Origin of the sequence: uncultured Arcanobacterium sp., assembly GCF_947253055.1 — a bacterium.
GTDB lineage: Bacteria > Actinomycetota > Actinomycetes > Actinomycetales > Actinomycetaceae > Arcanobacterium_A.
This window is the reverse complement of the sequence record NZ_CAMXYE010000004.1, coordinates 18341-31285: the sequence shown is the minus strand read 5'-3', so window position 1 is coordinate 31285 and position 12945 is coordinate 18341. Positions and strand designations below refer to the sequence as shown.

Sequence of the window (12945 nt, the reverse complement as noted above, 5' to 3'; positions counted from 1 at the left end):
TTTTCCAGTGCGGAGGGGCGCTGGAAAGATTCTTGATCTGCGGCGCTCAGAGTAGCTTTTGGAATATTTATCCCCAATGGCATATGCGCAATTATTCCGCCGCGCTTCAATTCTGCATCGATATTAGAGAGCATCTCATCTATATCAATACCCACTGGGCAACTTCCAGCTAATACATCTAAAATAGCTGGCCAAGCTGCGGCGGTGGTAGGGGCGAAAGCAATATCAGTTGCGGATATGCCAAACTCCGCTTCCGCATCGGCAATATCAGTTTGGGGATTTATCAGGCTCGTAATCTCTCTACCGTCGCTATGCACTACCGCTATTTCGATGGGGCGCGGCTGAGAAAAGCGCCCTTTTTTGCCTACGAAATTTACCGCTAAATAGGAGCGAGGAGCTTTTAATTTTTCCGGCATACCGTCATTTAAGAAACGCCGCACGCGCTGATCTATTTGCAAATCTGTAGGCTGGATGGGGCGTTTCAGCACTAGATCAGATAAATTTTTGGCGCGACTTAAGGCCACATAGAGCTGCCCAGTGGCGAAAGTACCGGTGCCTAAATCTACTACGAAATTTTCTAGGCTTTGCCCTTGGCTTTTGTGAATAGTGATAGCCCACGCCAGCTTAAAAGGTAGCTGTAATATGCGTCCGACTGCTTCTTGTATTATTCTTCCGTCTGCTACCTTGGGGCGAGCAACCGTATGCTTCATTGGTTTTACGATAAATTCTTCTCCGCTGCGAGTGCGAATAACTACATTCGGTTTTTTATAGCGACCGTATTCAATAGCAATAATTTTTCCGACGGTGCCATTTACCCAGTGCCCTTGCGGATCATTAGTGAGCATCATTACTTGCGCACCTACCTTATAGCGCAAATTCTTCTCAAAAATCGTACTTCCCGGGCGCACGTCGCCAGATATTTCTGCCTCATATTCATGCAACTCGGTATCGAGCTGGCTGAGCATAAGCTCGTTATACTCCTTGACGATATGATTGCGGGTAGCGAGTGTCAACCAGAATTCCTCGGGTGGAGGCACGAAATTTGGGTCAGTATGCGAATTCAAAATAGCACATTCCGCTTCGCCGGCTGAGCCATCGCGCACCTTATTAAGTATCTTCGCTAATTGCTCATCTTCCGCTTGGCGGAATATCTGCGTGAGATTTACCTTCTGAAAATCCCCCATAAAATAGGCGGCGGCAGAGAAGAAATAGGGGCTCGGATAGGCAGTTTCAAAATAAGGAATTTCTTCATCGAGCACGATAGGCGGCAGCTGAAATAAATCTCCAGTCAGTACTATCTGCACTCCTCCGAAGGGCTGGCCCGGATGTGGGCCAAAACGTCTTAAAACGGTCTCCAATATATCGAAAAGATCGGCGCGTACCATAGAAATTTCATCAACTACCAGCACATCTAGATTTTTAATTACTTCGCCGTAGCGCCGTGGATAATAGGTAGCGCGCATAACACTCGCCACAGAAGAAAGGAGGCTGATGGATAAGAAACTATGAATCGTGCATCCGCCTACGTTTAAAGCGGCGACTCCAGTAGGAGCCACAACCATCGCATTCTTGGAAGTGGAATTGAGGAAATAACGAATTAAAGTAGATTTTCCGGTGCCGGCCGCGCCAGTAAGAAAGATATTTTTCCCATTTTCCAGCAGTTGGAGAGTTTTCTTAAATTCATCAGTAAGCGCGAAATCATCGGGGAGTGCATATGGGCGCTCATATGGGAGTGCAGATTCGACTTGCTCCTGGTAATGCTGAAAAGATCTTTTTATTCTGCGCGTGGTGAGAAAAGTAGCCGCACTTAGGAAGCCAGAGAGTAAAAATATCAAAGTGTATTTATTTTTCCCGGTGGAAATAATTAAAGACGTTATTGCCAGGAGGCTAAGAACTGCGCAGATTACGCAGATGATGCTGCAGATATAGAAAACTATTCTCCGAGTTCTATAGGGCATTCTCTGCATATTTTTCCTCTAGATCTTCTGTATCTACTCCCAGCTGCGGTGGATGGCTAGGATACAACCCCACTTTAATACAGAAAAATTATGCCTATTGAATATTGGGTTTCCACAATTTAGAAAATCGCAAATAATTAGGCTCCGGCAATAAATATATTTCGCTATTTATTGCCGAAGCCAGTCTAAATTAGATGAAGCCAGCCGAAGCCAGTAAATTTTGCGCTCAGGCTTGAGGCTGTCTATCTACCCATTCTGAGAGCTCTACGCGCGGGCCGGTAAAGAAGGGTGTATCTACCCGCACAAATAAGCGCGCTTCTGCGTCGCGCTGCTTGCGCAATACGCTCATAATTCGCTCAAAAGAATCAGCTTCCAGAGCGATAGTCCACTCGTAATCTCCGAGTGCAAAAGCGCTTAAAGTGGATACCTGTACATCGAGGTGGTCGCGACCATTTAGGCCGTGTTCCCGCAGAATCGCTGCCCGCTTTTCGGGGCGGAGATAGTACCAATCCCAAGAGCGCACAAATGGATATACGGCGATATAGGGGCGCGGCGCAATCCCACCAAAACAAGCCGGAAGATGGCGTTTATTAAACTCGGCGGGAGTATGAGCTGCCATCGCCGACCACACGGGTTTAATCATTTTTCCGAGCCGCGAATTTAATACTGCGTGATAAGCCCGTTGCAAATCAGGAGCGGAACTACCTAAAGCCCACAGCATTAAATCTGCATCAGCGCGGAAGCCGCCTACATCGTACCAGCCGCGAATTTCGATATCGTGCTGAGCAAGCTCCGCAGTGAGCTCAGCTGCCATTTCGGCTCGTTCTGCCGCGGGGAAGGGGGCAACCGTCTGAAATACGGCCTGCAGAGAAAAATTACTGCGGGCATTTACTTCATCGGGGTCGATTCCCGTCTTGTCTCGCGGATCAGGCACATAATGAGGGGTAGGAGATGGATGTGCATTCATGATTTACCTTTCTTTAATTTTTGAAAAATTATTTTGCAGATTGGGTCTGAGGGATATCGCTAGCGGAAGCGATATGCGCTTTATCGGTAACGTTTTGGGTGCTAGGGGCAGTGAAAACTGTTGGAAGTGGAGAATAATTTGTATATGGTAGGCAGCATCCGGTGGGGCATTGCTCCGGCCAGGCTGAGTGAATCTTCCCATTAATCAATTCCACGATTGAATCAATAAAATCTGGATTTGTGCCGGCAGTCGCGGCGCGCTGATATTGCATTCCCAGTTCTGCCGCCGTTTGTGCGGCCTCCGTATCCAAATCGTAGACCACCTCCATATGGTCGTTAATAAATCCGAAGGGCAGCACTACTACTGAATTAACGCCTGCTGCGGAGAGGGTGCGGAGTCTATCGTTGATATCCGGCTCCAGCCATTTTTGCCGCGGAGAGCCGGAGCGCGAGCAGAACGCTAAATCGAGCGGAATTTCACGCCCGAAAATTTCACTCAATTCCTGGCAGATAAGTTTCCCTACTTCGCGATGCTGCTGAGCGTAGGTATTTTTGTATACAGCACGCGGCGTATCCGGATTCGTATTATTGCTTAGTACATCAGAATTCGTATCATTGCTTGACGTGGGGGAAGTAGGGCTGCCGGAATGCTCTTCCATCGCCAGCGGAATAGAATGCGTCACCAATATCAGATGCGCAGCTGCGTCTTTCGCTAAGCATTCCCGTGCCGCAGCCACATTAGCCTTGTGAAATCCGGTAGCTGCGTAATATGGGGGGATTCGAAAAAGAGTAAATTTATCTTCGGCATTAATTTCCGCAAGCGCGGCCGCGATATCTTCCCGATATTGCCGGCATCCTGAATAGGATGCAAAGGCAGCAGTGAAAATGCACAAAACGCGGTGCAGACCCCGGGCGTCAAGTTCTTTTAAAGTATCGGAAAAATAAGGAGTCCAATTTCTATTTCCAATGACTACCGGCACGGAAAGCCGCTCCGCCAGCGCTGCTTGCAATTCTTCATTCCGCGCATTAATAGGGCTGATGCCATCGAATATACGGTAGTGCCCGCTGACGGCTAGTAACCGCTCATCTGGTACTCCTCTGCCGCGCGTAGCATTACGCATAAAAGGCAATACGTCTTCCATGCCGCGTGGTCCGCCGTAGGAGCAAAGCATAATGGCATCAAAATTCATTTGGATCTTCTTTCTCCCGCGCCGGGGTTATCGGGGCATCGGAGCTAGCGAAGTTATTGGAGTTATCGGAGTTATCGGAGCCCAATGGGGCTGGCTCAGCTACCGCTCGGTGCGGAAAAGAAGACGCGCTGGCGGATTGTTGCGGAGATTGTTGCGGAGATTGTTGTGGTGATTTTTGGGGGCAGGTTTTTCCAGTTATTTGTGATGCGTTCAAATCCACCCCGAATAAATAATGCAATGCCTTAATATATTCTTCATATTCTCCACTGCGTGCCGCCTCATGCGCTAAGACGCTCGGAATATGTGCCATACGCGCGGCAAAATGCCGCAAAGCGCGCTCCATCTCCGGGCGGGAAAAAGATTCTTTTTCAGGTAGTCGAGCAATCTCTTCTTCGCAGACTTCCTGTATATGCTCGCGCAAGGCCACAATAGCCGGATCAATCTTTCTTTCTTTGAGCTGCATATAGGTGCGTGCTACTTCTCTCTCGATAATTTTTTCGGCGCGCGCGATATTTGCACTGGTAGCAGCGGGAGTATGTGCTTGGATATCGTGCAGAGTCACTAAGCGAATCTGGGGAAGATCTCGGGCGGCAGCTTGGACGTCATTCTCTAAAGCTAAATCTAAGATGAGGAGATTTTCGCTCGGTGCGAGATTTTCGCTTGGTACGGTATCTTCGCCCAGTGCGGTATTTTCGCCGGTAAGGATAGGTGTAGATTTTTCCCCGTCATTTTGAGATATAGATTTTGTACGCAAGGCGAGAGCATTTTGCAAAAGTGGAACAGTAATAAGCGGAGTGCCTAAGCCACGGCAAGAGACCACTAAATCAGCTTTCGCTATGGCCGATGCCAATTCTCCCGTGGGTACTGGCGTGAGCTCGTGCCGCGCCGCAAATTCCTCCGCGCGCCCCGAGTGGGAGTAGACGCAAATATCTTCAATTTGCCGACCGCGCAGCTGTGCCACCGCTGCGCCCGCATAAGAACCCGTGCCGACTAGGAGGGCTTTAACCGCGTGCGGTGATTTTTCTAAATCTGCGTTTACCAAATTTAGCGCCTGAGCAACTATAGACCTACCGGTGCCGGCTAAGCCGGTATTATGAGCAATTTTTCGGGAGGTGCGCAGAGCATTTTCTAGTACTAGTGCGAGCTCGTAATTGGTGCGATTATTCTTAACTGCCTGGATATGCGCGCGCTTCAACTGCCCGCTTATTTCGCGCTCTCCAATCACCATAGAATCTAAACCGGCTGCGACTTGGAAAATATGCCTTATGGCGGCTTTATTGAATTTAATGGTGGGAGAGAAAGAAAATTTTTCGAGCAAAATCTTTTCCAGAGCGTTGGCGGGAGCCGAGCCGGCGGTGCTGAGATAAAAATCTACCCGATTGCACGTAGTGAGTACGGCCGCAGCTGCTATTTCTGGATGATTTAAAATATCAGCCAGTAAGTCATCAGCTATATTTGCTATCTGCGCTACTTGGCTCAGACCGTGCCGTTGATGATGTACAGAGACGCTCACTATTCCCACGTGAATTAATTGAATCAGATAAATTTCCAGAGCACAATTTTAGATAACACATTCTTAATTACCACCTTGGCTCAGTATCTGCCAGAATAGGGTCTGTGACTGCAAATTTTCTTAGCGCACTCGGTGGAAATCGCCCTGCGGTGACGCCGGTTTGGTTCATGCGGCAAGCCGGGCGCTCCCTGCCAGAATACCGAAAAGTGCGGGCGGGCACGAGCATGCTAGAGGCGTGCCTGATCCCGGAATTGGCGGCAGAAATTACTGCCCAACCAGTGCGCCGTTACGGGGTAGACGCCGCTATATTTTTTAGCGACATCACTGTCCCGATGAAATTGGCTGGCGTGCCGGTAGAAATTGTGCCCGGCGTGGGGCCGGTGATGGAGCAGCCATATCGCTGTGCAAAAGATGTTAAAGAACTGATTGCGCATAAGCCGGGTGACGGCACTGCCGTCACCCAAGGAGTACAGCTCGCGGTGGCAGAGCTTTCCGTTCCGGTGCTGGCATTTGCCGGTGCTCCCTTTACTATGGCTGCTTATTTAGTAGAAGGCCGCCCTTCACGCGATCACTTAGCTGCTCGCACGATGATGTATGCAGAGCCAGAATTGTGGTACGCGCTGGTAGATTGGTGCGCCGAAATCTCGATTGCTTTTCTGCAGGCACAAAAAGCAGGCGGCGCGTGCGCATTTCAACTCTTTGATTCTTGGGCGGGTGCACTGGCGCCCGCGATATATCGCAAATACTGCGCGCCGGCGGCGCAAAAAATTCTCACTGCCGATTTAGGGCTGCCGCGTATTCACTTCGGATTGGGGACGGCGGCGCTGCTGCCCGATTTTGCCCAGCATGCCGAAGTGGTGGGAATCGATTACCGCACTGATATCGCTGCGGCAATTGCGCAACTCCGTAAGAGTTTTCCGGATAAAAAAGTAGTGGTACAAGGCAATATCGACCCAGCAATTCTGGGGTGCCGCTCGGAAGTAGTGGAATCTCATGTAGCGCAGATTTTGACCGCTGGATTGGCAGCTGATGCTCATATCGTAAATTTGGGGCACGGCGTGCCAAAAGATACGGATCCAGCAGTGCTGGCAGATATTGTGGCGCAAGTGCATGAATTTTCGGCCGTTTCTCCTGTGTCTGGCGCACCTGGTGTCTCGTCTTTATCTTCTGTACCTCCTGTGCCCAGCAAAGAAGTACATCGTGGGTGAAGAAGTAATAGTGCTCGGGGCGGGAATCGCTGGCCTTAGTGCTGCCTATGAACTGGTAAAACGCGGAATAAAACCTACGGTGATTGAAGCGCGCCAACATTTAGGAGGGCTCACTGCCGCTGGATATGTAGGCGGAGTTCGCCTTGATTTAGGGGCAGAATCTTATGCTTTACGCAGCGCGGCTCTGAATAATTTATGTGCGGAGCTGGGTTTAAAAGTGAAGAATCCACAAGGGAGATCGTGGATTTGGAAAGGCGGAGCAGCTGCTCCTATTGCGCAAGGAGTATGGGGAATTCCGAGCTCTTGGGAAGATCCGGCGTTTGAGATGCTCACTGCGGCCGAGTATGCCGTAGCTCGGAAAGATCTCGAACTGGCAAGCGATATCGGGGCAGATGCCAAGACGCTCGGAGAATTAGTGCGTAAACGTCTCGGAGCGGCCGTACTAGAAAAAATGGTTGCTCCGGTGGCGGGTGGGGTGCATACGGCTGACCCAGAGATTTTGGCGCTTTCTGCTATTGCTCCTGGTATTGTGTCAGCTCTGCGTGTGGAAGGTTCGTTAATTGCCGCTGTGCGCCGGCTGCGCCCGAAAAACACCCCGATTTTAGGCCAACCGGTAGGTGGTATGCATCAAGTGGCATTTATGCTGGCACAGCAGATAGAAAAATTTGGCGGCAAAATTCGCCGCGGTTTAATTGCTACCGACGTATTACATGATAAGAACGGATTTTCGATTCTCGTAGCGAAATCTGCTGGTACGCGGGCGAGGCCCCGCCCAGTGCGTGGCAGTGAAGAGGTAATAACTGCGCCAAAATTACTTATCGCGGTCGACGGAGTATCGGCGCTAGAACTGTTGCGGAAAATTTCTCCGCTCGATATACCGGAGGCGTGGAAAGTACCGCAGGGAGCAAAGATTGCCGGCGTCACCTTAATTATTAAAGATCCGGCTTTAGACGCCGCCCCGCGCGGATCGGGCGCTTTAATCGAGCCCAGTGCAGTAGCGGTAAAAGGGCGAGTGGTGGAGGCAAAAGCTCTTACTCACTATTCGGTGAAATGGCCGTGGGCAGCCGATGCTTTAGCGAAAGTACACGGCGGCAGCACGCACGCAATTCGGCTTTCTTATGGCAGGTCAGCCCAGCAGCTGCCTTATCCGGCTGTGCGTGAAGCATTTTTAGATGCGCAAGCAGTACTTGATTGTGAAATTGCGGCAGAAAATCTTCTCGATGCGCGTATCGTATCTTGGGGAGCTTCTTTGAGCCCGCAGACTCCTACTCATCGGAAGAATTTAGAGTGTTTGACGGAGCAGTTGGCGCAAATCCCGGGATTGGGGGCGACGGGTGCTTGGATCGCCGGCACCGGTTTGGGAGCAGTGGTGACGCACGCAGTAAAGACAGGAGCAGAGTTTGCATAAAATAATTTTGGGAACGCGCGGTTCTGAATTGGCGAAAACGCAGTCGCTGGCAGTGGCGCGTCTGCTTGAAGCGCAGGGGCTGGATGTTGAATTAAAGATTATTCAGACCAAAGGAGATATAAGTACCCGCTCCCTGGTAGAACTAGGGGGTATTGGCGTTTTTGCAGCTGCTTTGCGCACGGCTCTACTGCATAAAGAATGTGATATTGCAGTGCACAGTTTCAAAGATTTGCCGACGGCCGCAATTCCGGGTTTAGCAATCGGAGCTGTACCTACTGGAGCCGCCCCGAGCGACGTCTTGTGTGCGCGAGATTCTCTATCTTTGGCGGAACTTCCGAAAAATTCGCTTATCGGCACCGGCTCTCCGCGCCGCGCGGCACAAATTAGGGCAATTCGCCCCGATCTGCAAATAGTGGATATTCGGGGCAATATCGATACTCGTTTGGCGCGTATCAAAGCCAGTGGTGTGGTGGATAAGGCGAGTGGTATTGATACAGCTAGTGGTACTGATACTGTTGATGGCATTAATGCGGATGGCGGCACCGGTATGGCAGGCGGCGCTGATACGGCTGGCCGCGCCAAAGCAACTAGCGATACAAATGCGGCGGGCAAGGGTAACGCCAAGCTCCGTGGTGATTTAGATGGCGTAATTCTCGCTAAGGCGGGATTAGAGCGGCTGCATCGCTGCGCTGCCATCACAGAAGAGCTAGATATTTTCCCGGCGCCGGCGCAGGGGCGCTTGGCGGTGGAATGCCGGAGTGAAGACGCTCCTTGGAATTCAGAGAGTGCTCTTGCGCAGGCTCTAGCTAAAATTAATAACAATGCCGCGCGCGCCGCCGCCTTTGCGGAGCGCGCTGTATTGGCGGGATTAAATGCGGGATGTGCAGCTCCGGTGGGGGTAAAGATAGTGGATTCTCAGCTTGCAGATTCGCAGCTGGTGGCGGGCGTATTTTCCTTAGATGGAAAAGAAAGATGCTGCGCCGCAGAGAAATTTTCCAGCCGGGAATATGCTGCTTTTTCCCCTTGTGAAATTCCGCAAATAGATGCCCAGGCGGCGGCGCTTGGCCAGCGAGTAGCTGCGCAACTTCTGGCGCAAGGCGCGGGGGAAATAGCTAATTTGCAGGCGGTGAAAGCTCGGGGCAGCGGGAGCGACTGAGAGCAGCGGAGTGACTGAGAAAACTGGGAATGGCTGAGCGAAAAACGAGTAAAAATGGTGTTGGTGTGATGCGAATTGTAGTGACGCAAAAGCGGGAGCAGCTGGCGCAGGAAATTGCCGCCTGTTTGCGGCAAAATCCTGCGCGGGCTGGCGAAACCGCCAGAAGCCGCACCGAAAGCTACACAGAAATCTACACCGAAAGCCACACAGAAAAATCTGCAAATGGAAGACGCGCAGAAACCTACGTAAAGAGCGGCGCAGAAAATCGTACAGAAATCCGTGCAGAAAATAACCCCTGCCCAGTAGGCGCTGTGGAAAATTTTTCCGTAGTCGCTGCGCCACTCACCGACTATAAAAAAGAGAATTTCCAACTTCCTGCTACTTTTCCGGATTGGGTATTCTTTACCTCCGCTCGCAGTTTTGAATATTTGGATAAAGCGCAGATTGCGCAGTTCCAGAGTTTAGCGGCGCGTGGTAGTCGCTACGGCGTCGTCGGAGAAAAGACAGCTGCCGCTTTGCAGAATATCGGCATTACTTGTGCACTTACTCCGGCCGCGAATGCGCGCGCTCTGCTCGGGATGCTTTCGGAGCAGCTGGCGGAGGATACCGGTGCAGCGGCACAAAATCCGCCTTGTGCTTGGATTCTTGGCTCTAAGCAGGCAAAACCTACTTTGTTGGCCGGAGTGCAGAAATTTGGAATGCAAGTAGAAAAAGTCGCTATTTATTCCCCGTACTCTTTACCTTGCCTCGCAGAAGATTTTTATGACGCCGATATCGTGGTGGTGACTGCCGGTTCGGCGGCTGTGGCGTATGCACAGCTTACAGCAGTTGCCCGAGTACGCCCAGCGCCGATAATTGCCTTGGGTGAGCAGAGTGCCCAAGATGCTCAGCGAGCTGGTTTAGAGGTAATCGGAGTTGCTGCGAGCCCCACCGCCGCCGATATTGCAAAACTTATTGTAAAAATAGACCTAGAAAATAATAGAAAATAGCAGAGAGTAGAGGAGTTAATAATGGATTTACTACAAAGACCGCGCCGGTTGCGGAGTACAAAAGCTTTGCGTGAGCTCGTGGCAGAAACTCGTATTTCTCCTAGTCAGTTGCTGTACCCAGCGTTTGTGCGGGCGGGAATCACCGCTCCGGAGCCAATTTCTGCTTTGCCGGGGCAGTATCAGCACACACTAGATTCAATTCGCGCTTTGGCAAGAGAGCTAGTAGAAGCGGGCGTTGGAGGTATCGATTTATTTGGGGTGCCGCTTCCAGAGCAGAAAGACGCCATCGGATCGAATGCATGGGCAGAAGCGGGAATTTTGAATCAGGGAATCTCGGCAATTCGGGAAGAAGTGGGCGATGCCCTCGTCATTTGCGCCGATACCTGCCTTGATGAATTTACTAGTCATGGCCATTGTGGAGTGGTGCGAGACGACGGGACGGTAGATAATGACGCCACTTTGCCGCTCTATGCCAAAATGGCACTATCGCAGGCGCAAGCAGGTGCCCATATGGTGAGCCCTTCTGGAATGATGGACGGGCAGGTGCGCTATATTCGCCAGGCTTTAGATGCAGCTGGATTTAGCGATGTTGCAATAATGGCGTATTCAGCAAAATATGCATCTGCTTTTTTTGGGCCTTTCCGCGAAGCGGTGGGCTCCACTCTAAAGGGGAATCGTCGAACTTATCAGCAAGATCCTGCGAACCGTAAAGAAGGTCTGCGGGAGGCGTTGCTAGATATTTCTGAAGGGGCCGATATTGTGATGGTGAAACCGGCCAGCCATTATTTAGACGTCGTAGCTGATGTGGCTGCCGCCGTGCAGGTGCCGGTAGCTGCCTATCAAGTGAGTGGAGAATATGCGATGTTAGAAGCGGCTGCCGCGAAAGGCTGGATTGATCGGGAGCGGGCAATTCAGGAATCGCTAATCTCTATTGCTCGCGCCGGCGCCGATGTAATCTTGACTTATTGGGCACTTGAAGTAGCGAAAAGAAGCGGAGTAGAGCGATGAAAGCAGAAGCAGCATTCGCAAAAGCAAAAGTGGCAATTCCCGGAGGAGTAAATTCTCCGGTGCGCGCTTTCGGGTCAGTAGGCGGCGCGCCGCGTTTTATAAGTGCTGCTCGTGGCCCTTATATTTACGATATCGATGGCAAAGAATATGTGGATTTAGTGTGCACGTGGGGGCCAGCTCTCCTCGGCCACGCTCACCCAGAAGTGGTCGCAGCGGTGCAAGCAGCTGCGGCAAAAGGTTTGAGTTTCGGAGCTCCAACCGAGAGTGAAACGGATTTAGCAAATGCCATCACGGCGCGAGTGCCAGGTGCGGAACAAGTGCGCATGGTTTCTACCGGCACCGAAGCCACCATGACGGCGATTCGCCTGGCGCGGGGAGTCACCGGGCGCGAGGTTATAGTCAAATTTGCTGGCTGCTATCATGGGCATTCTGATGGCTTACTGGCGGCAGCGGGCTCTGGAGTAGCCACGCAAGGTTTGCCCGGTTCGGCAGGTGTACCGCGGGGAACGGCGGCAGATACACTGGTGATTCCCTATAATGACGCGGCAGCTCTCCGAGAAGTTTTCCAGTTGCGGGGCACTGAAATCGCAGCAGTAATTACCGAAGCGTCTCCGGCAAATATGGGAATAGTTCCGCCAATTAATGGGTTTAACCAGGTGATTCGGGAGGTCACTAGCCAGTATGGAGCTTTGATGATTCTCGACGAAGTGTTGACCGGCTTCCGCGCATCTCCGGCTGGATTCTGGGGATACGAAACCGGCTATGGGAAGAAGTGGAATGGAGCTCCTCTTCCGCCGGAAGCGACCACTGATGTAGCCGCGCGCCAAGAGTGGGTGCGCAAAGAATTGGCGGCAGCCAGTTACCTACCGGATATTTATACTTTCGGAAAAGTGGTTGGCGGGGGAATGCCACTAGCTGCCGTAGGCGGAGCCCGGGAAATTATGGAACATTTAGCTCCGGTAGGTGCGGTTTATCAAGCGGGCACTCTCTCCGGAAATCCTTTGGCGACGGCGGCTGGATTAAAGACTTTAGAACTTGCCGATAGAGCGGTCTACGAACGAGTAGATACGGTAGCGCAGCAAATTTGCCAACACTTAGCGGCTGAATTTACTAAGCTGGAAATTCCCTATCAGATAAACACCGCCGCCAATCTCTTTAGCGTCTTTTTTGGTGCAGATCCGGCGCAAGCGGGTGTGCACAATTACGCCGCTGCGCAGCAGCAAAATGCGCAAATGTATAACGTATTTTTCCACGCCATGCTGGAGGAAGGAATTGCGCTACCTCCTTCGTGTTTCGAAGCGTGGTTTGTTTCTGCTGCCCACAGCGATAGTGCTTTAGAGAGAATTTTTGCGGCTTTGCCGCGGGCAGCGGCAAAATTGGCGCAGTTCTGCTCCGAGAATGCTGATTAAAGAATGTTGATTAAAGAATGCTGATTAAATAACTTCGACTGAAGTATTCAAGAGTAGTGCGGCATTCTCTTTATTTCTTCATATAACGAAATACTTTGTTTTCGTTAATTGGCTATTTCGCGGGGAACAGCGGCTATAAG

Annotated in this window: 10 protein-coding genes; 6 read left to right on the top strand and 4 right to left on the bottom strand. The window is 51.2% G+C overall.

What is annotated here, in order from left to right:
• The 4 genes from Q0X35_RS00715 to Q0X35_RS00700 form a co-directional block, all read right to left on the bottom strand.
• The coding region (locus Q0X35_RS00715) for an ATP-dependent RecD-like DNA helicase (protein ID WP_297564426.1) at nucleotides 1–1835 on the bottom strand (1835 nt) is incomplete at its 3' end.
• 349 nt (nucleotides 1836–2184) lie between these two features.
• Entirely contained in the window at nucleotides 2185–2925 is a 741-nt protein-coding gene (hemQ, locus tag Q0X35_RS00710) for a hydrogen peroxide-dependent heme synthase (protein ID WP_297564425.1), read from the bottom strand.
• A gap of 28 nt (nucleotides 2926–2953) precedes the next feature.
• Entirely contained in the window at nucleotides 2954–4114 is a 1161-nt protein-coding gene (locus tag Q0X35_RS00705) for a ferrochelatase (RefSeq protein WP_297564422.1), read from the bottom strand.
• Nucleotides 4104–5627: a glutamyl-tRNA reductase gene (locus Q0X35_RS00700; protein WP_297564421.1), complete on the bottom strand. Its 1524-nt coding sequence runs from the start codon at nucleotides 5625–5627 to the stop codon at nucleotides 4104–4106. Before Q0X35_RS00700 ends, Q0X35_RS00705 begins: the two co-directional genes overlap by 11 nt.
• Nucleotides 5628–5731: 104 nt before the next feature.
• Here Q0X35_RS00700 and hemE point away from each other — a divergent pair, with 104 nt between their 5' ends.
• Genes hemE through Q0X35_RS00670 form a run of 6 tightly spaced genes read left to right on the top strand, consistent with a single transcriptional unit; the run spans nucleotide 5732 to nucleotide 12805 of the window.
• Nucleotides 5732–6835, top strand: coding sequence for a uroporphyrinogen decarboxylase (hemE, locus tag Q0X35_RS00695; RefSeq protein WP_297564416.1), 1104 nt, complete (start codon nucleotides 5732–5734; stop codon nucleotides 6833–6835).
• On the top strand, nucleotides 6828–8243 hold the full coding sequence (locus Q0X35_RS00690) for an NAD(P)/FAD-dependent oxidoreductase (RefSeq protein ID WP_297564414.1): 1416 nt from the start codon (nucleotides 6828–6830) through the stop codon (nucleotides 8241–8243). The genes hemE and Q0X35_RS00690 overlap by 8 nt, the downstream gene beginning before the upstream one ends.
• The gene (hemC, locus tag Q0X35_RS00685) at nucleotides 8236–9399 is read left to right on the top strand and encodes a hydroxymethylbilane synthase (RefSeq protein ID WP_297564412.1); all 1164 of its coding nucleotides are present in this window, start codon (nucleotides 8236–8238) and stop codon (nucleotides 9397–9399) included. Before Q0X35_RS00690 ends, hemC begins: the two co-directional genes overlap by 8 nt.
• 29 nt (nucleotides 9400–9428) lie before the next feature.
• Entirely contained in the window at nucleotides 9429–10388 is a 960-nt protein-coding gene (locus Q0X35_RS00680) for a uroporphyrinogen-III synthase (protein ID WP_297564410.1), read from the top strand.
• A gap of 21 nt (nucleotides 10389–10409) precedes the next feature.
• Nucleotides 10410–11396: a porphobilinogen synthase gene (hemB, locus tag Q0X35_RS00675; protein WP_297564408.1), complete on the top strand. Its 987-nt coding sequence runs from the start codon at nucleotides 10410–10412 to the stop codon at nucleotides 11394–11396.
• Complete coding sequence (locus Q0X35_RS00670) at nucleotides 11393–12805, top strand: glutamate-1-semialdehyde 2,1-aminomutase (RefSeq protein WP_297564406.1); 1413 nt, start codon at nucleotides 11393–11395, stop codon at nucleotides 12803–12805. Before hemB ends, Q0X35_RS00670 begins: the two co-directional genes overlap by 4 nt.
• Nucleotides 12806–12945 lie beyond the last annotated feature (140 nt).